The sequence below is a fragment of the Pseudarthrobacter sp. NIBRBAC000502772 genome (assembly GCF_006517235.1).
GTDB lineage: Bacteria > Actinomycetota > Actinomycetes > Actinomycetales > Micrococcaceae > Arthrobacter.
Map to the genome: position 1 here is coordinate 300,461 of NZ_CP041188.1, position 18,684 is coordinate 319,144.

Annotated in this window: 19 protein-coding genes; 10 read left to right on the forward strand and 9 right to left on the reverse strand. The window is 66.1% G+C overall.

What is annotated here, in order from left to right:
- Positions 1-2 precede the first annotated feature (2 nt).
- The 5 genes from NIBR502772_RS01420 to NIBR502772_RS01440 all read left to right on the forward strand — a co-directional run bounded on the left by NIBR502772_RS01420 (position 3) and on the right by NIBR502772_RS01440 (position 6,515).
- Complete coding sequence (locus NIBR502772_RS01420) at positions 3-1,514, forward strand: amino acid permease (protein WP_141138765.1); 1,512 nt, start codon at positions 3-5, stop codon at positions 1,512-1,514.
- A 178-nt stretch (positions 1,515-1,692) separates the two neighbouring features.
- Positions 1,693-1,941, forward strand: coding sequence for an SCO4226 family nickel-binding protein (locus NIBR502772_RS01425; RefSeq protein ID WP_141138766.1), 249 nt, complete (start codon positions 1,693-1,695; stop codon positions 1,939-1,941).
- Positions 1,942-2,148: 207 nt separating this feature from the next.
- A complete protein-coding gene (locus NIBR502772_RS01430; protein ID WP_104063650.1) occupies positions 2,149-3,465 on the forward strand; it encodes an ATP-binding protein in 1,317 nt (438 codons plus the stop codon).
- A 172-nt stretch (positions 3,466-3,637) separates the two neighbouring features.
- Positions 3,638-5,263 carry an HNH endonuclease signature motif containing protein gene (locus tag NIBR502772_RS01435; protein ID WP_141138767.1) on the forward strand — a complete coding sequence of 542 codons (1,626 nt, stop codon included), beginning with the start codon at positions 3,638-3,640 and terminating at the stop codon, positions 5,261-5,263.
- Positions 5,264-5,273: 10 nt separating this feature from the next.
- Positions 5,274-6,515 carry a low temperature requirement protein A gene (locus tag NIBR502772_RS01440; protein WP_141138768.1) on the forward strand — a complete coding sequence of 414 codons (1,242 nt, stop codon included), beginning with the start codon at positions 5,274-5,276 and terminating at the stop codon, positions 6,513-6,515.
- Here NIBR502772_RS01440 and NIBR502772_RS01445 read toward each other — a convergent pair.
- Complete coding sequence (locus tag NIBR502772_RS01445) at positions 6,512-7,198, reverse strand: phosphohydrolase (RefSeq protein WP_246848656.1); 687 nt, start codon at positions 7,196-7,198, stop codon at positions 6,512-6,514. The genes NIBR502772_RS01440 and NIBR502772_RS01445 overlap by 4 nt on opposite strands.
- Before the next feature lie 72 nt (positions 7,199-7,270).
- Positions 7,271-8,152 carry a tRNA glutamyl-Q(34) synthetase GluQRS gene (gene gluQRS, locus NIBR502772_RS01450; protein ID WP_141138769.1) on the reverse strand — a complete coding sequence of 294 codons (882 nt, stop codon included), beginning with the start codon at positions 8,150-8,152 and terminating at the stop codon, positions 7,271-7,273.
- Positions 8,153-8,444: 292 nt separating this feature from the next.
- On the opposite strand from gluQRS, the gene NIBR502772_RS01455 reads away from it, so the two are divergent.
- The 3 genes from NIBR502772_RS01455 to NIBR502772_RS01465 all read left to right on the forward strand — a co-directional run bounded on the left by NIBR502772_RS01455 (position 8,445) and on the right by NIBR502772_RS01465 (position 11,192).
- Complete coding sequence (locus NIBR502772_RS01455; RefSeq protein WP_210412366.1) at positions 8,445-8,936, forward strand: Lrp/AsnC family transcriptional regulator; 492 nt, start codon at positions 8,445-8,447, stop codon at positions 8,934-8,936.
- Positions 8,937-9,042: 106 nt separating this feature from the next.
- A complete protein-coding gene (locus tag NIBR502772_RS01460) occupies positions 9,043-10,542 on the forward strand; it encodes a WXG100 family type VII secretion target (protein WP_141138770.1) in 1,500 nt (499 codons plus the stop codon).
- Between the two features lie 137 nt (positions 10,543-10,679).
- Positions 10,680-11,192 (forward strand): hypothetical protein, encoded by a 513-nt coding sequence (locus NIBR502772_RS01465; RefSeq protein WP_371706750.1) that lies wholly within the window; start codon positions 10,680-10,682, stop codon positions 11,190-11,192.
- A 54-nt stretch (positions 11,193-11,246) separates the two neighbouring features.
- On the opposite strand, the gene NIBR502772_RS01470 is transcribed toward NIBR502772_RS01465, so the two are convergent.
- A complete protein-coding gene (locus tag NIBR502772_RS01470) occupies positions 11,247-11,702 on the reverse strand; it encodes an Lrp/AsnC family transcriptional regulator (RefSeq protein ID WP_141138772.1) in 456 nt (151 codons plus the stop codon).
- A 104-nt stretch (positions 11,703-11,806) separates the two neighbouring features.
- Here NIBR502772_RS01470 and NIBR502772_RS01475 point away from each other — a divergent pair, with 104 nt between their 5' ends.
- Complete coding sequence (locus NIBR502772_RS01475) at positions 11,807-12,460, forward strand: LysE family translocator (protein ID WP_104062856.1); 654 nt, start codon at positions 11,807-11,809, stop codon at positions 12,458-12,460.
- On the opposite strand, the gene NIBR502772_RS01480 is transcribed toward NIBR502772_RS01475, so the two are convergent.
- The 6 genes from NIBR502772_RS01480 to NIBR502772_RS01505 form a co-directional block, all read right to left on the reverse strand.
- Positions 12,457-12,834, reverse strand: coding sequence for a nuclear transport factor 2 family protein (locus tag NIBR502772_RS01480; protein WP_141138773.1), 378 nt, complete (start codon positions 12,832-12,834; stop codon positions 12,457-12,459). The two genes, NIBR502772_RS01475 and NIBR502772_RS01480, sit on opposite strands and share 4 nt — an antisense overlap.
- Positions 12,835-12,897: 63 nt before the next feature.
- Positions 12,898-13,863 carry a hypothetical protein gene (locus NIBR502772_RS01485; RefSeq protein ID WP_141138774.1) on the reverse strand — a complete coding sequence of 322 codons (966 nt, stop codon included), beginning with the start codon at positions 13,861-13,863 and terminating at the stop codon, positions 12,898-12,900.
- A 48-nt stretch (positions 13,864-13,911) separates the two neighbouring features.
- Positions 13,912-14,412: a DUF456 domain-containing protein gene (locus NIBR502772_RS01490; protein WP_141138775.1), complete on the reverse strand. Its 501-nt coding sequence runs from the start codon at positions 14,410-14,412 to the stop codon at positions 13,912-13,914.
- 118 nt (positions 14,413-14,530) lie between these two features.
- Positions 14,531-15,730: an NADP-dependent malic enzyme gene (locus tag NIBR502772_RS01495; RefSeq protein ID WP_141138776.1), complete on the reverse strand. Its 1,200-nt coding sequence runs from the start codon at positions 15,728-15,730 to the stop codon at positions 14,531-14,533.
- Positions 15,731-16,017: 287 nt separating this feature from the next.
- Positions 16,018-16,626 carry a TetR/AcrR family transcriptional regulator gene (locus NIBR502772_RS01500; protein WP_141138777.1) on the reverse strand — a complete coding sequence of 203 codons (609 nt, stop codon included), beginning with the start codon at positions 16,624-16,626 and terminating at the stop codon, positions 16,018-16,020.
- Positions 16,627-16,727: 101 nt separating this feature from the next.
- Positions 16,728-18,032, reverse strand: coding sequence for an MFS transporter (locus NIBR502772_RS01505; protein ID WP_141138778.1), 1,305 nt, complete (start codon positions 18,030-18,032; stop codon positions 16,728-16,730).
- A gap of 138 nt (positions 18,033-18,170) precedes the next feature.
- On the opposite strand from NIBR502772_RS01505, the gene rraA reads away from it, so the two are divergent.
- Entirely contained in the window at positions 18,171-18,665 is a 495-nt protein-coding gene (rraA, locus tag NIBR502772_RS01510) for a ribonuclease E activity regulator RraA (RefSeq protein ID WP_141138779.1), read from the forward strand.
- Positions 18,666-18,684: the final 19 nt, after the last annotated feature.

Genomic DNA, 18,684 nt, shown 5'->3' on the forward strand with positions numbered 1-18,684 from the left:
CCATGACACATTCCCCCATCACGGACCACACCGTCCCGCCCCAGGCGCACGCCTCTGAGAGTGCCCTGCACGCGGAGGACAAGGGCTACCACAAGAACCTCAAACCGCGGCAGATCCAGATGATCGCCATCGGCGGCGCCATCGGCACCGGCCTGTTCCTCGGCGCCGGCGGCCGGCTCAACGCCGCCGGCCCGTCGCTGGTCATCGCCTACGCCGTCTGCGGCTTCTTCGCGTTCCTGATCCTGCGGGCCCTGGGCGAACTGGTCCTGCACCGGCCCTCATCAGGCTCGTTTGTCTCCTACGCCCGCGAATTCTTCGGCGAGAAAGCCGCGTTCGTCTCCGGCTGGTTCTACTGGATCAACTGGGCCACCACCACCATCGTGGACATCACCGCCGCCGCCCTGTACATGAACTTCTTCGGCAACTACATCCCCTGGATGGCCGAGGTCCCGCAGTGGGCCTGGGCCCTGATCGCCCTCATCGTGGTCCTCGCCCTGAACCTCGTCTCCGTCAAGGTCTTCGGCGAACTCGAATTCTGGTTCGCCCTGATCAAGGTCGCCGCCCTCGTCGTCTTCCTCGTCGTCGGCACCTACTTCGTCATCTTCGGCACCCCCGTCGACGGCCAGCCCGTGGGCCTGAGCCTCCTCTCGGACAACGGCGGAATCTTCCCCAACGGCCTGCTCCCCATGATCATCCTCATGCAGGGCGTCCTGTTCGCCTACGCCTCCATCGAACTCGTCGGCACCGCCGCCGGCGAAACCGAAAACCCCGAAAAGATCATGCCCAAGGCCATCAACTCCGTGGTCTTCCGCATCGCGGTCTTCTACGTCGGCTCCGTCATCCTCCTCGCCCTCCTGCTGCCCTACACCTCCTACGAAAAGGGCGTCAGCCCGTTCGTGACATTCTTCGGATCCATCGGCATCCAGGGCGTGGACGTCATCATGAACCTCGTGGTCCTCACCGCCGCGCTCTCCTCCCTGAACGCCGGCCTATATTCCACCGGCCGCATACTCCGCTCGATGTCCGTGAACGGTTCGGCCCCGAAGTTCGCCGGCCGGATGAACAAAGCCGGCGTCCCCTACGGCGGCATCGCCATCACCGCCGGAGTATCCCTCCTCGGCGTCCCGCTGAACTACCTCGTGCCCGCCCAGGCCTTCGAGATCGTGCTGAACGTCGCGTCCGTGGGCATCGTCATGACCTGGGCAACCATTGTGCTCTGCCAGATCCAGCTCCACCGCTGGGCCGACAAAGGCTGGCTCAAACGCCCCTCCTTCCGGATGTTCGGCGCCCCCTACACCGGCTACCTCTCCCTGCTCTTCCTCGCCAGCGTCCTGGTCATGGTCTTCATCGACTCCCCACTCACCATGCTCGTCACCGCCATCGCCTCCGTGCTGATGGTGTTCGGCTGGTACGCCTGCCGCCAACGGATCCGTGAAATCGCCGAAACCCGCGACGGCTTCACCGGCACAGCCCCCGTCATCGCCAACCTGCCGGCGGAGACCTTCAAGAGGTAACGCCCTGCCCGGCCAAAGCGGCCGTGACGCCCGACGGCGGCACCTGGGTTCCGTGGACACGGAACCCAGGTGCCGCCGTCGTACGTTCCCAGAATCCTCTTGACGGCCCACGGGCGCAGGTCTAACGTCAGCCGCATCCTGCTGTTTCAACGCCGAAACCTAGTTAAGGAGCATCATCATGCCGGAATTCATGGACGTTCATCACAACATGGTTGGAATAACCCAGGAAGCACTTCGCGAGGCACATAACGCCGATCTTGCTATCCAGAGCGACGAGAAGGTTGACTTCAAATCTGCTTGGGCCGATCCCGAGTCGGGCTTGGTTTACTGCCTGTCGGAGGCCCCGTCTGCGGACGCTGTTCGGCGTATCCATGAGCGCGCAGGCCACCCCGCCGACGAGATCCACCCCGTTCCGGTCAAGGTCTGATCAGGCGGCAGCGTCCGACGGCGGCACCTGGTTTCCGTGGACACGGAACCCAGGTGCCGCCGTCGTACGTTCCGTAATGCAACGCTCCCGCAACCCTTCGCCGCGGGCTGATCGCCTATGCTCAGCAGAGCGCGTCACAGCGCTTTTTGCAGTTCAACGACGAAGCTCACTGACCCGTTCAATGACGAACCACCCGGGAGACACGGCATGACCAACTGGCGCATCAGGGATTTCCATTCCGCAGACCTGGACGGGATCCTGCACCTCTGGGAGTCGCTCAAGGCCTCTGATGTGGAGCCCGTCTATGCCCTCTCCGAGGTGCTGGCATCCTGCGAGAAGGACCACGCAGTGGTGGCGGTGCAGGGCGATCAGGTGGTGGGCGCCGCCGTCGGCCGCGCCGCGCATGACCAGGGCTGGATCGTCTTCCTGGCTACACTCCCTGAATACCGCGGGCGCGGGATCGGCACGTCGCTGCTTGCCGCCGTCGAAAACCGCATGGCCCCTCATGGCCTCAACAAGCTCTCCGCGCTGATGCCGGAAGCGGAGACCCGGGTGGAGGCGTTCCTCAGCCGCGGCTTCGCACTCAAGAAGAACCTGCGCTATTTCGAGCGGACCATCCCCGTGCAGCGGCAGGAGCTGGGCGCGCTGGGCCAGCTGGGCGGCCGGATCCTGGCCCGCGACCTGTGGGAGAACGTGGCCGGCATGCGCAAGGAAAAGGAACTCCTGGAGCGCCGGCTTGTCCTGCCCCTCGCGGAGGCTGACCTCGCCGATGAATACGGCGTGGTGCCGCCGCGCGCCGTGGTGCTGTTCGGTCCTCCCGGGACCGGCAAAACCACGTTTGCGAAGGCCATCGCGTCCCGTCTTGAGTGGCCGTTCGTGGAGGTTTTCCCGTCCCGGCTGGCCTCCGATCCCAAGGGCCTCGCCGGGGCCCTCCGCGAAACGTTCCTGGAGATCGCAGAGCTGGAGCACTGCGTGGTGTTCATCGACGAGGTGGAGGAGATCGCCTCCCAGCGTTCCGGGGAACCGCCGTCCCCCTTGCAGGGCGTCACCAACGAGCTCCTGAAGATCATCCCGGCGTTCCGCGAACAGCCCGGCCGCCTGCTGGTATGCGCCACCAACTTCATCCGCGCACTGGATTCGGCGTTCCTGCGCCATGGCCGGTTCGACTACGTCATCCCCATCGGTCTCCCTGACCGCCAGGCCCGCGAAGCCATGTGGCAGCGCTTCATCCCCGCCACCGTGGTGGACGATGTGGACGTGGAGCTCCTGGTGGAGCGGACCGAAGGCTTCTCCCCCGCGGACATTGAGTACGCCGCCCGCAGCGCCTCCCAGCGGGCGCTGGAAAAGGCAGTGTACGACGACGGCGGCGCGGCTTCCGGAGGCAATTCTTCAGTTCGCGAGGCGGTCCGGAAGGGGCCCTGCACCGAGGACTACCTCGACGCGATCGGCGATACCCGGACCACCGTCAGCCAGGACGTCCACGAGCTGTTCCTTGAGGACATCGACTCGCTGGGGCGGGTCTAAAACCTCCGGCCCAGGGCGCGAACGGACACTTAAGCCCCCGCGCACGAACGGCTCTGCACTGCCGCGGCGCCCCTTGCGGTCGAGTCCTTGCGGGTTGCTCCTGGCCGCTGAGTTATGCACATAGGCATTCATCCTCGCGGTCATTGTCAGACCTTGCTGGGATGCTTTGAGTATGGATAGCAGAGCGGCTGTGGCGACGGCGGAGGCCCTTTCGGTGTCCTTCGCTGAGCTGGCTGTGGTGCTCCGGGACGGGACCGATTCCGGCTGTTCCGGCGACGCTGATCCTATGCGTCGGAGAGCAGATGGTTTCCTGGACGGGCTGGCCGAAATCTCACGGCTGGACGCCAAAAGTGCCGCCCTGAAGGCCTGGCTGGCCGCCGGTTACAACAGCGCTGCCGAGGCTCTAGCGGGCCCTGCAACGTCACCCGAGGACAACACAGGGCAAGAGATGGCCGTAGTCGCGGAGGTCGCGTGCGTGCTGACGGTCAGCGAACGCGCCGCCGGTGCCCTCCTCGCCGAAGCGCACTCCCTGACCACTGCCCTGCCACTGACATTCTCCGCGCTGCAGGCGGGGACGATCTCGTGGCAGCACGCCCGGATCATGGTCGACGAAACCGTGAACTTGGACCCTGCCGGCGCCCAAGCCCTCGAAGCGCATTTCCTGGACCCCCACGCGGTGAATCCGGCACGCGGCTTCGCCGGTGAGCTCATCCCCGGAAGGTTCCGGCACAAGGCACGGACCTGGCGGGAACGCCACCACCCGGTCAGCATCGAAAAACGCCACATCAAGAGCGCAGCGGACAGGCGCCTGGAGTACGCCCCGGACCGGGACGGTATGGCCTGGCTCAGCGCGTACCTCCCCGCGGACCAGGCGGCCGCGATCTGGGACCGCGCCACCACCGCAGCCCGTGCCCTCCAAGGACCGGACGAGGACCGGAACCTCAGCCAGCTCCGCGCCGACACCCTTGCCACCTGTCTCCTGACCAACAACATCACCGGCGGCGGAACCGGCGATGAGGGTAGGGAAAAGAGCAGCGGCGCGACCGGCGAAACGAGCGACGAAGAGACCGGGGGCATCGCCGTGAGCGGCGGCGTTCCATCGCCGCGGGCGCAGGTCCTTGTCACCGTCCCGGTCATGGCGCTGCTGGGCCTCACGGACGAGCCGGCCATGTTGGATGGGTACGGGCCGATCCCGCCGTCCATGGCCCGCCAGCTCATCGCCGACGGCGCCGAAGCCTTCCACCGCGTCCTGATCGACCCCCGCGACGGAGCACCCTTGGAAATCGGCAGAACCAGCTACCGCGTGACGAAAGCCCAACGCCAATGGCTACGCCTACGGGACGGGAAGTGTCCGTTCCCGGGCTGCAGCAACCACTCCCTCGACAACGAGGCCGACCACCTCCTCGCCTGGGCCAAAGGAGGCAGCACCGGCATATCGAATCTCGGCCAACCCTGCCGCAAACACCACCGACTCAGACACACCAGCGCCTGGAAACCCACCACCGCCACCAAGAACGAACCACCAAGCTGGATATCACCCACCGGACGGCAATACGCCAGCGAACACCCCGACTGGGAACCACCGACCTGGCCACCTGAGATCCTTGAAGTGACGGGCCACCAAGAACCTGTCCGTCCACTATCTGACGACACTCTGCCCGAAAGCACCCCGCCCTCAAGCACCCTGTCCGGAAGTCTGCTCGCTGAAGATCGCTCGCCAGCGTGGGCCCAGTTGGGGTCAGCCCTCCAGGATCCGGAGCCCTCTCCGGGCTGGAGCCGGCCACGGACCTGGCGGTAATCTTTGAGCCATGTCCAACAATCCCATCCGGCATGCCATGGCCCGCATGGGCGGCCGGGATCCGCATGAGAAGCACCGGGCCGCCACCCCGCTGGAACTGTTTTTCGACCTGACCTTTGTCATTGCCTTCGGTGTGGCCGGCAGCCGGTTCGCACACGAGATTGCGGAGGCCCACTTCGGCGCCGGGCTGCTGGGATTCTCCTTCGCGATGTTCGCCGTGATCTGGGCCTGGATCAACTTCACCTGGTTCGCCAGCGCCTATGACACCGACGACTGGGTGTTCCGCGTGGTCACCATGGTCCAGCTTCTCGGGGTCCTGATCCTGGCAATGGGCATTGAGCCGATGTTCCGCTCGCTCGTGGAGGGCGACCACGTGGACAACGCCGTGATGGTGGGCGGCTACGTGATCATGCGCCTGGCCCTGGTCTTCCAGTGGCTGCGCGCGGCACGGCAGGATCCGGCACGCCGGCAGACCTGCCGGCGGTACGCGGCGTACCTTGGCGTGGTTCAGCTCGGCTGGATCGCGGTGCTCATCATTGAGGCGGATATCCTGACCACGTTCCTCGTGGCTGCGCCCCTGTTCATCCTGGAAATGGCCATACCCTACGCCGCGGAGCGCGGCATGCGGACCCCGTGGCATGCGCACCACATCGCCGAGCGCTACGGGCTGCTCGCCATCATCGCCCTTGGCGAATGCCTGATCGGGGCGATCGAAACCCTCCGTGCCATTGTGGCCCACCATGGCTGGAGCGTCGACGCGGCGCTGGTGGGATTCGGCGGAACGGCCCTCGCGTTCAGCATGTGGTGGATCTACTTCATCCTGCCCGCCGGCCCGGCCCTACATTTCCAGCGCCACCGCTCATTCTTCTTCGGCTACGGGCATATGCCCATCTTTGCGGCCATCGCCGCAACTGGCGCGGGGTTGCACGTGGCGGCCTACTATGTCGACCATGAGGCCCACATCAGCGCCGCCGTGGCCGTGGCCAGCATCGCGGTACCCGTGGCGCTGTTCAAACTCTCCCTGACCTGGCTCTTCAGCGTCATGATCTGCGTGGACCGGACGGTCCTTGCCGTGGCGGCTGGCGTCGTGGTCGCGCTGGCGGGCAGCGTGGGACTTGCCGCCGCCGGGGTCTCGGTGCCGGTCTGCCTGCTGGTGGTTGTGCTGGCGCTGGGCGTGTCGATTGTCATTGATGAGAAGCGCGGCACCGAACGGATGAACGCAGCCCTGGAGCAGATGAAAGCAGGGGCCTAAGAGGCTCCGTCCCGCCGGCTGTCCGCCGTTTCCAAGGTCTCGACAGGCTCGACCACCGGGGCCGGCTCCGCGGCTGGAGCCTCGTCGTACGTCAGGTTCTCGTAATCTGTGTCGTCTTCGTCGTCGAGCCTGTCGTCCAACTCCTTCAGCAGCCAGGGATTAACCCGTGCAAGGATCTTGCGGACTTCCTCTACGTCGACGGCGGCATACAGCACCGGGCGGGCATCCTGGTACTTGGTGACCGGCGGCTTGTCCGGCCACTTCGCGGCCAGAGCCCTGACCCGCTCGGGGAGGGAATTGTGGGCGTTGTCCGCGATCTTCACGAGTGCCGCGTCGTGGTCCTCGGCAATGAAGTGCATCCCCGCCTGATAGTCATCGGGATTATCGTGCAGCCGGTTGGTGACGCGTTCAATGATGTCCGCTGCCCGCTCGGAAACGCCCATGTCCAGCAGCGCCTGCCGCGTGATGGGAGTGTCCTCGGCAATGTCATGAAGGTAACCGGCAATCCGGATATCGTCGTCGAAATCTGCAAGGGCATCACCCACGGCAATCACGTGGTCACGGTAGGGCCTCTTGAGCTTGTCCTTCTGCCGGTTGTGGGCCACCTCGGCCAGGACTCGCGCCGTCTCGACAGTGAATCGCGGTTGAGGGATTTGTGCTTCAGTGAATTCGGGTGCCGACATAGCTCCAGCCTACGCGTAGGGCAGCAAGTGACGTCGCGGCGGCGGGGCCGCAAGCGTCCGTTCGCGCGCTGCCTAGGGGCCGGTCCAGACCCACGGTTCCCGCGGGAGGTCCGCCGGGCGGAAGTCCGCGAGTGCGTTTTCGAGCGTCCCGGCCGGCAGCCGCAGGGACTGCAGGATGAGGTTCCGCACGTCAGCGGCGGAAACGCCGGTACGGGCGAGATCGGCCAGCGTCACGGCGCCGTCGCGCTTGGCCAGCCGGACGCCGTCGGAATTCACCACCAGCGGTACATGCGCATATTCCGGGACAGGAATATTCAACAGTGACGCAAGGTATGCCTGCCTCGGCGTGGACGGCAGCAGGTCATCGCCCCGCACCACCTGGTCGACCCCCTGTGCGGCGTCGTCCACCACGACGGCCAGGTTGTAGGCGGTCACGCCGTCGTTGCGGCGCAGGACAAAATCGTCCACCACGCCGGTGAAATCACCGTGCAACACATCCCGTACGCTGTACTCCGTTACTTCGGCGCGGAGCCGGATGGCCGCAGGCCGGGTGGAGCGTTTGAACTCCAGCTCGGCAGGATCGAGGTCCCGGCAGGTGCCCGGATACGCGCCCTGCGGCGCGTGCGGCGCGGACGGCGCCTCCTGGATTTCGCGGCGCGTGCAGAAGCATTCGTAGGTGAGGCCTGCGGCAGCCAGCCGCCCGATCGCTTCGGCGTAGACGGCGCCGCGGTCCGTCTGGCGCACGACGGCGCCGTCCCACGTCAGGCCCACGGCCTCCAGATCGCGGAGCTGCTCCGCCTCCGCGCCGGCCCGTGCCCGGTCAAGGTCCTCGACGCGCAGCAGGAAGTCGCGGCCGGAGGACCGGGCGAACAGCCAGGCGAGCATCGCGGTGCGGAGATTTCCTACATGCAGTTCGCCGGAAGGGCTGGGGGCAAAGCGGCCGGCTGGGGTCATGGACCAACCCTAGCCCGGGGCAGCACAAGAGCCCCTCAGCTACCGATGACTTCGGGGATCCGACGTCGGTGGCTCAGGGGCTCTTGCCGTGTGTGCAGAATGACCGTGGTGTGAACAAGTGTCAATCAGCGGCGTCCTCCTTGCGGGAGGCGGTGTCCAGTTGCCGGGTGGTGTGCCGGGTTCCTATAGCCTGCGGGATTCGGCGGTAGCCTCAGCCCTTGTTGCCACAATTTGAGCAGACGCCATACAGTTGGCACAACCAGCAAGCATTTTGTTGGTCAGTCTGACCAATATGGACCACAAACTCCGACAGGAACTGATCAGATTGCAGCAATTGGACGCCACGGACAAGCGCATCCTTAATGCCCTGGACGAGGACCCGCGCGTCCCCATCATGGTGCTGGCCCAGCGGCTGGGCCTGGCGCGCGGGACCGTCCAGTCGCGCCTGGAGCGGATGACGGCGTCGGGCGCTCTCCGCCCCAACAGCAGCCGGGTGCTCCCCTCCGCCCTGGGCCGGGGTGTAGCGGCGGCCGTCAGCGCCGAACTGGACCAGAGCCACCTCAACGAAGCCATCGCGGCCCTGCGAGAAATCCCCGAGGTCCTCGAATGCCATGCCCCTGCCGGCGACACCGACCTGCTGATCCGCGTGGTGGCCACCAGCCCGGACGACCTCTACCGAGTGTCCGAGGAGATCAGACTCTGCCCCGGCATTGTCCGGACGTCCACCAGCATGTTCCTGCGGGAAGTCATCCCGTACCGCACCACCGGACTGCTGCGGGACTGAGTTCCGCCTCTCCGGGCCCGCACTCGACCCCCACGGGGAGCTCTCCCCATCGCCCTCGCGGACGCCTCGCAGCTAGGCTGGCACGGGAATCCATTCGGGGGGAAACATGGCGGGAAACTTTTACGGCGGCGACGTTGCCCAGTTGCGGCAGCTCGCCAAGGACCTGGCAGGCGGCGCCACCAGGTTGAGCCTGCTCGGCCAGCAGCTGAGCAGCGTTATCGGTACAGGCGCCTGGAAGGGGCACGACGGCGAGCGCTTCCGCAGCGACTGGACGTCATCGTTCATGTTGCTGCTGAAGTCCGCAACGGCCGCGCTGGAGACGGCCTCCAAGACGGTGCTCGCCAACGCCGACGAGCAGGAAAAGGCCAGCGACGGGGCCGGTTCCGGAAGCAGGGGCCCCGCCGGTGGCTCCGGGAGTGGTGGCAGCGGTTCCGGGAACGGCGCTGCCCAGGACCTGACGGACCGGCTGAACGGCATGACCCCCGAAGAACGCCGGGACTACCTCGGCAGCGAGGAATTCAGGCAGTGGGCGCTCGAAAACCCCGAGGCTGCAAAGGCCGCCATGGATGCTGCCGCCGATTCCGGGCTGATCGACAAAAGCTCCGAGGAATACGCGGATTTCCTCAGCGACTACTGGAACAACCAGGCAATGCTGGACATGGGCATCGACCCCGCCAGCTGGGACACCTCCAAAGGCACCGAACACAACTGGGAGACCATCAAGAAGGTCTACGACTTCTACGGCCAGGCGTACCTGTCCAACCCGGATCTGCAGTGGGCCGGCATGGCCAACATGATCGGCCCTTCCTTCGCGGGCGGTTTTAAGGACATGGCCATGCTGCGGGACCTCGCCCAGCAGATCGCGGACAATCCGGCTTCGGACATCCCGCTCCCCATCCTTGACCAGATCGAACAGCTCGCCGGCATGACCGACCAGGAGATCCGCTATTACGAGACCAGCATGTTGGACATGAACAAGGAGATCTTCCTGGACCAGGCCCGCCAGCACGAGGCCTACATGAACGGCGGCATCGAGGAAATCAACAGATTGCGGGACTCGGGCGCCATCGATACCGGTACCGCCGAGGAATGGGCCAAGATCGATTCCGGTGACCCGGACCTGATCCAGGAGGGCAACACCGCCCTGCTGTACCGCGAGCAGAACGAGATCATCGCGGACGATTACGACGACATGCGGAACCACCCTGGCGGAGAAGCCGTAACGTACCTGGTCACGCTGGCCGGCGAGCCATCCATCCCGGGCGCAAAGAGCTACCCGGAAGTCTTTCCCTACACCTTCAGCGTGGAAAGCCCCGGCCCGGAAAGCCTGCCCTTCACCAACTGGGACAACCCCACCCAGTTCCGCACGGATTTCACCACCGGTTTCCCCGACGGGAACATCTCCCTCGCGGACCAGCGGTGGGAGCTCATCCGGCAGGACACCCTCCCGGCCTACCAGGACCTCCTGGCGACGGATCCGGGACGGGCAGAGCAGATCATCGGCTCGGACTTCAACGACCGGGTGGAGCAGCACCGCCCCACCAACAACATCCCCGGCATCATGGACCGCTTTGTGGATGGCTTCGGCGCGGAGGTCCACCAGTGAAGACCACATGCCCAACCGCACCTCGGCGCCAGAGGCGGCGGCCCGCCGTCGTATTCCTTGCCCTTTCCGCTGGCCTCGCCCTGACGGGCTGCCAGATCAGTGGCACCACGAACGAACCGACCTCTCAAGGGAGCACCATGAGCACCTCGGAATTTTCCACCCTCGACGCTGCCGGCGTGGAGCAGATCCGCGACTCCAAGTCCGCGCGGCTGGACATGAGTTCGGGAAAGCTGGAAAAGGCTGCTGTCCGGGTCACGGAAGACAGCTACGGGCCCGAGATCAACACCAGGGACTCGGGCAAGATCAAGCTCACCATCGTTGCTCCGAGCGGCGAGATCAGTGGGGAAACGGACCGCATCCGCTTGAACACCACGGACAAGCGGCCGGACTTCAGCGAGGTCACCTACTTCCTCACCGCTGGCTCTCCTGACGAGTATTTTGAGCTCATCCGGGACGGTGTGGCGCGGTACGGGATCGACGCCGACTCCGCCGAACGCTGGATCGCCGGTGCCCAGCGGGACCCGGAACGAAAGACCGATTTCTCCATCACGTCCGGCACCTCCACGGGATTGGACGTGAACTACGACCTCCGGTACGACGGCGGCAAGGACACCCAGGTGATCATCGTCCACGTCCGCCCCACGGACTGAGGCAACGCAGGATGGACGCAACGCAGGGACGCAACGCAGAACAACGCCCAAGCGCTACAGCGGCGGGCCCGCATTGGATTTGATGTTCTTCATCACCAGCGTGGACGTCAGCCGCTCAACCCCGGGCAGTGACGTGAGTTCGGCGTCGTAGAAGCGCTGGTAACCCGGCAGGTCCTCGGCGATGACCTTCAGCAGGTAGTCCGGGGAGCCGAACAGCCGCTGGGCCTCCACAATGTTGGGATTGTCCGCCACCCGGTTCTCGAAGATCTCCATGGTGGAGCGGTCCACCTGTCGCAAAGTGACAAACACGATGGCCTCGAAACCCAGCCCGACGGCGGCCGGATCGATGTCCGCCTTGTAGCCGCGGATCACGCCCGATGCCTCCAGATCCCGGAGCCTCCGGTGGCATGGCGCCACCGTGAGCCCGACCTTCGCGGCAAGTGCTGTGGCGGTCATCCGGCCATCTTCCTTGAGGTGGCGCAAAATGTTTCTGTCAATGTGGTCAATCACGCAAATATCTTACCAATTCGGACTCAAACCGGGCGAAAAGGGTAAGCACTTATGGCCTGAAACTTCATAAGGTTTGTCCTGTACCCATCGGACAGGAGCCCGTCATGAATCCCCAGCTGTTTTTCGCCTTTGTGCTGGTGGCTGTCGCCCTCGCCTGCACCCCCGGCGTGGACTGGGCGTACTCCATCACGGCCGGTCTGCGGCAGCGCAGCTTCGTCCCGGCCGTGGCGGGACTGTGCGGCGGCTACGTCCTGCATACGCTGCTGATGGTGGCAGGCCTCGCGGCCCTGCTGTCCGGCCTGCCGGGCGTCCTGGGCTGGCTTACGGTGGCGGGCGCGGGCTACCTGCTGTGGCTGGGCATCAGCACCCTCCGCTCCTGGCGCGGGGCCTCCTTCAGTGCGGCAGACGCCGTCGGGAAGCCCGCCAACCAGCTCCGCACGTTCCTTCAGGGCATGGGCACCAGCGGCATCAATCCCAAGGGGCTGCTGTTCTATGTGGCGCTGGTGCCGCAGTTCGTCAGCCCGGAGGCCTCCCTCCCGGTCCCCGTCCAGTCCGGCCTGCTGGGCCTGACGTTTGTCCTGTTGGCCGGGACCGTCTACACGTGCGTGGCGCTGCTGGCCCGCAAGCTCCTGCAGTCCCGGCCTGGCGCCGCGCGGACAGTCACCCTGGCCAGCGGCATCATCATGGTTGCCCTCGGCGTGGTGCTCCTCTCAGAGCAGCTGGTTCCGCTGGTTGCAGGGCTCACGCAGCAAGCCTAGGCCTTGCGCTCCATAAACCATTCCGTGAACTCCGACGCCCGTCCGTCCGGTTCAAGGCGGATGACCCACAGGTTGTCGTAGCTGGGACCATCACCAAGGTAGTCCGTGAAACCCTGCACAAAGGCCAGCCCGCCGTCGGTCCCCAGCCCGCTATCCGCCCCCAACAGCGTCCAGTCAAAGGTCCAGTTCCCGGGGTCGTCCCGCGCCTCCAGCCAGCGGTCCACGATCTGTTCGCGCCCCCGCCAGGCATCGGGATCATGCGGCCGGGTGGCGTAGACGGCTTCCTCGGTGAACAGCGCCCTGATGTCCTCCGGGTCGTTGGAAGTCCACGCCGCGATGTACTTTTCCATCCAGGACCGCACTGCGTCGCTCATGCCTCCGTTGTACTCCGGGGCGGCCTGGTCCACAAGGCAAGTCCCCAGGGACTCGCCCGAAGCCTATTTCCCGTCCAGGTTTTCCCACTCCTGCTCCCACAGCCGGCGCTCATCAATGTCCTTGCGGATGACTTCGAACGTTTCCAGCTCCGCCGGCCGGCCGCGGAGCCAGTCCCGCGGGTTGAGGGATTTGCGGCCGTTGTCGAGCACCAGCAGGGCACGGTCGGTGAGGGCGTCGTTGCGGAGCACCACGTCTGTTTTCCGACGGCGGAGTACCTCCTTCAGGGCTTCGTGCGCCTTTGCGTGGGCGCCGAGCCGCCGGAGCGCGCGCCCGCGGAGCAGCAGCAGGGCCGCCGAGAGGTCGTCGGAGTTCAGCAGCCCCTCGGTCCAGATCACCACTTCCTTGTCGCGTCCCAGCGCCAACGCCAGTGCGCAGCGGGCCAAGGCTGAGGGCAACGACGGCGGCAGCCCGGCCACCGTCTGCAGCGCGGCTTCCAGCTGGCCCGTCTCCCGCAGGGAGTGCGACAGGGCCAGGAAGACCGCTTCCTGGCTAAACAGCACGGGGACTTCGATGCGCTCGGCAACCTCCACCCGGGTGACCACGCGCGTGAGATAGGTGGCCGCATACTGGTTGGCGTCGTCGTCGTTCCTGATGGACAGTCCGCGCTGGAGGAGTTCGGATGCGCGCAGGTAGCCGCCGTGCTGGTACGCGAGGAGGCCGGCCATGACGGAGCAGAGCCCCGCCCAGCCCGGATACATGCGGCCCACGGCGATGAGCCGCTCAGGTTCCCTGCTGGTGAAGATGGCATCGTGGACGGCTTTGGGCGCCTTGCCCGGCATCCGCTTGAGCCTGGGAACCTCGCCGTCCACGGCAATCAGCGCGGCGTCGCGGCCGCCCAGCACACCGTGGATCAGCCCGCCCACACTGCCGGCGAGTTCCCGGACAGGGGTCTGCAGGTGGGCGTTCCCGAACGGCGTCAGGTCACGAGTGTCCCGGTAGATCGGTCCTCTGGCATCCCCCGCGGTCATCTCTCCATGCTACGTGGCAGACCTCCGTGCGCAGCCTACGTGGCACACCTACGTGGCCGCCGCGACCCAGAGCCCGATCACCCAGGTGCTGGCCGCCAGGCACGCGAGCCCGAACTCGGCCAGCATGCCCAGCCCGGTGGCCTTCAGGGCGGCCCAGCTGGTGGTGGTTGCGGTGCCGAAGTTCCGGGTGCGTAGGAACTCGCTGAGCAGCAGTCCCACGGCGAAACCCACAAAAAGCCCCACCACCGGGATGACGAACATGCCGGCCACACCGGCTGCCAGGCCAATCACCACACTGCGGTTGGGAATGTTGTGCTCCCTGAGCTTTCGTCCGGTCAGCACGGCGCTGGCAGCCATGCCGGCCAGCACAAACACCATTCCCACCGCGAAGACCACCCAGCCCGTGGCCCCGGCACCGCCCCAGATGGCCCACGCCAGCAGGCTGAGCCCGATCAGGAAGCTGCCGGGCAGGACCGGGATGATGGTGCCGGCCACGCCCACCAGGATCGCCAGGCCGCACAGGATGCTCACCACGGTTTCGGAGTTCATGAGCCCCAGTTTAGGGCGGCACGGCGGTCAGCTTCGCCGCTTAACGCCCGACGGCGGTGCGTCCCCTGCGCGGGGAGGCACCGCCGTCGGGCGTTGTGGCAGTGTGTGGCGGCGGAGGTTACTCGGCTTCCACTGCGGCGGCTACGGCGGCCGTCACTGCCGGGGCAACGCGCGGATCCAGCGGGCTGGGCACGATGTAGTCCACCGAAAGGTCGGCTTCCGCGAGTTCGGCAATGGCGCGGGCCGCGGCGAGTTTCATGGCGGGCGTGATCCGGCGGGCGCCGGCGTCCAGCGCGCCGCGGAAGATTCCGGGGAAGGCCAGGACGTTGTTGATCTGGTTGGGGAAGTCGCTGCGGCCGGTTGCCACCACGGCAGCGTACTTGGCGGCCACCTCGGGCAGGACTTCGGGGTCCGGGTTGGAGAGGGCGAACACGATGGAATCGGCGTTCATCAGCTTCAGGTGCGCCTCGTCCAGCTTCGAGGAGGAAACCCCGATGAACACGTCAGCGCCCAGCAGCGCTTCGCCGGGGCCGCCCGTGACGCTGCGGGGGTTGCTGCGCTCTGCCATCTGGGACTTCTTGCTCTGCGGGTCGGCGGCGATGTCCGCCCGCTCCCGGTTGATGACGCCCTTGGAGTCGAGCAGGACAACATCCGTGATGCCGGCGGCGAGCAGGATTTCGGCGACGGCGATGCCTGCGGCTCCGGCGCCCGAAACCACCACGCGGAGGTCAGCGAGTTCGCGGCCGGTGACCTTGGCGGCGTTCGTCAGGGCGGCGAGGGCCACCACCGCGGTGCCGTGCTGGTCATCGTGCATGACCGGGCAGTCCAGCGCCTCGATCAGCTTCTCCTCCAGCTCGAAGCACCGGGGGGCCGAGATGTCCTCAAGGTTGACCGCGCCGAAGCTGGGGCGGAGGCGGACCAGGGTTTCCACGATCTCATCAACGTCCGTGGTGTTCAGGACCAGCGGAATGGAATCCAGCTCGCCGAAGGTCTTGAACAGGGCAGACTTGCCCTCCATCACGGGCAGGGAGGCGGCGGCCCCGATGTTGCCCAGGCCCAGCACCGCGGTGCCGTCGCTGACCACAACCACCAGGCGCTGCGCCCAGGTGAGGGTCTTGGCGAGTTCCGGGTTGTTGTGGATGGCGCGGCTGACCTCGGCCACACCGGGGGTGTAGGCGATGGACAGGTCGCGCTTGTTGGACAGCGGGACCGTGCTGGTGACCGAGAGCTTGCCGCCCTGGTGGGCATCGAAGATCTCGGCCTCTGTCAGGGCGGTGGCTGCTGAATTGTCTGTAGGTGCGATTACGTCAATGGACACGTCGTTGTCTCCTGGGGCTAGCCGTGGGCGCACGGCGCAGAATGGCTCAAGCACAGGGAGGCTCAAGGTGGAATTCGTTGCTTCTTGGGCCCAGAGGTGGCGGGCCCGGGGTGAAGCCCTTGCAGATGCGGGTTGCCAGCCACTCCGGTCCTGCCATAATAATCAGCGCGGACGGCCGAAAAAGTGCACTCGACCCTCCGGGAGCGTGCCAAATCGTTTAATCAGGCCATTTTGTGAGCCACGTCACGGCATAAAGACGTATTTATTGGCTTTCTGGTCTAGACCAGTTACGCCGATCGGTGGGCAGCGCGGGCCCCGGAAGCTACCGGAGCAAGCAGGGTGCAGGCCTTTTTGAGGTCTTCTTCGGCCTCAAAGAGCGAGAGCCGGCGGTTGCGGACTGACTGGACCAGACCAGTGACGGTCAGCAGGAGCACGCGGGCCGCCACGGCGTCGTCGGAGGCGGTGGCTACAGCCGTTTCGCTCAGGGCATCGATTTCATGCAGGAGCGCCGTGGTGTCCTTGTCTTTGAGGTACACGCAGCGGGTCAGGCACTGCTCGACGGCGGGCTGCATCACGCGCATATGGAAGATCTCCATCACCACGCCGGTGAGGGCCCGGCCACCGAAGCTGGCCGCCGACGTGCGGGCCCTGCCCTGAAGCTCGTCCAGCTGCTGGCGGTAGAGGGACAGCATCAGGTGGTTGGCGGTGGGGAAATAGCGGTAGACGGTGCCCGACGGCACGCCGGACTTCTCCGAAATTTCCGCGAGGTCCACAGACTCCAGCCCCTTGCGGGCAAACCCTGCGGCAGACTCAAGGACGCGCGTGTAGCGCAGCCGTTGGCGCGGCGTGGAGGGCCGGGCGGCCATGGACGGATGGGCTGAAAGTGTCTCGGGCATCAGGATTCCGGGGTTGTGTTCCTATGGTGCAGCGGCTGGCGGATCCCCATCCCGGCCGCCCTGCAGTCTGCCTCAACAATACGCCACGCGGCGTTGGCGCCTCAGTCCACGCCCTTGATCTTGACCACGAACACAGCGCCGAGCAGCCCAATGACGGCCGCAGTGGTGAACAGAGTGACGTACCCGCCGAACTGCGTCACCGCGAGGAAAGCGAGGCCTGTCGCGAACACCTGCGGCAACGAGGCGGCCACGTTAATGACTCCCATATCCTTGCCGCGGTCCGCGGCCTGCGGCAGCACCTGCGTCAGCAGCGCAAAGTCAACGGCTTGGTAGGCGCCGTAGCCGATACCCAGGATGGCGGCCCCAACCAGGGCGCCGGTCCACACGGGGAAGAACGCCATAGTGAGGCCCGCCATGGCAATCATGACGGAGGAAGCGATCACGAAGGGCTTGCGCTTGCCCACCCGGTCGCTCCACGGCCCCGCAATCACCGCAGTAACCATGACCAGCGCCGCATAGATCCCGGTCAGGGTCAGGACTCCCAGCGCCGGGTTCTCATGCTTGAGGACGTCTCCGAGGAAAAAGATCAGGTACACAATGGTCAGCTGGTTGCAGACGTTGACCAGGAAGCGGGTGAGCCAGGCCCAGGCGAAGTCCGGGTGGCGGGCCGGGCTGATCCAGAAGCCGCGGAGGAAACTGCCCCACGAGAACGGCGGCCGGAGCTCCCTGGGCAGCGGCGGGTCATTCCGGTGGAACAGGTAGGGCACCACGGAGAACAGCAGGGCGGCCGCACACATGGTGTACCCCACCATGAAGTTTCCCGAAACCACCGCCCCGAAGACTGCGCCCAGGAGGATGCCCGCCGTTTGGCCCAGGGCCGCCAGTCCCCCCACTCCGCCGCGCTGCAGCACCGGCACCCGGTCCGGAATGGCGGCAGTGATGGCGGCATAGGCCGCGTTGGCGCCCAGCTGGACCAGGCACCAGAACAGGACCATCAGGGCAACGGCCGTGGCTCCGGACATCGCCAGCAAGGCGGCGGTGGCCAGGACGGCGCCGGCCAGGACCCAGGGGGAACGACGGCCGAAACCGGAGACCGTCCGGTCGGACAGCGCCCCGAAGAGTGGATTGGCCACCAGGGATACGGCGGCGCCGCACCCAAGTACGAGGGAAGCGATGGCTTCCTTGTTTGTTTCGTCGATGCCAATGGCCTGCTGGGCGATGAAGATGTTGATGGGTCCGAAGAACGCGGCGTTGATGCCAACATTGACCAGTACCAGACCGGTGACCCAGCGCGCGGTGACCCTCTGCGTCGGCTCGGCGAGTGCCGCCGTCGGGCCCCCCGCTCCCGCTTCGGGAGCCGATGCGGCGCTGGGATCCGGTACTGCGGGCGTGTCGGACAGGCTCATGGCTGGTTCCCCCTGGAACGGTTGGTGATGCTGAAAATCAGACTATCGTGGGCTGCATCGCCCCGCTTTGTTATTCGGAGCCCAACCTGTGCGGCTAAGGAAACCGCGGAGCCCGCCACGACAACACCTGGAGATCCAATGACCGCATCTGCTGGCAACACCAACAGCCCCGTCAACACCGCCGATCTGTACGATGAGCGCGGCGAGGCCCTGGCGTCCGTTTCACTCCAGTTCCAGTCCCTCGGCGGCCGTTCGCACTTCAGCGGCCCGGTGCGGACCATCCGCTGCTTCCAGGACAACGCCCTGGTCAAGTCCACCCTGGCCACCCCCGGCCATGGCGCCGTGCTGGTGGTGGACGGCGGCGGCTCGCTGGGCACAGCCCTGATGGGGGACATGATCGCCGAGAGCGCCGTGGCGAACGGCTGGGCCGGCGTCGTAATTAACGGCGCCATCCGCGACCGCGAGGCGATCGCCCAACTGGATCTGGGCGTCAAGGCGCTGGGCAGCAACCCGCGCAAGAGCGCCAAGGCCGGCGCCGGTGAGGTTGACGTTGATGTAGTGCTCGACGGCGTGACCTTCCGTCCCGGCGTCACCGTCTGGTGCGATCCGGACGGCATCCTCGTGGAGCGCTGATCGAGGTCCTCCAGCTTGG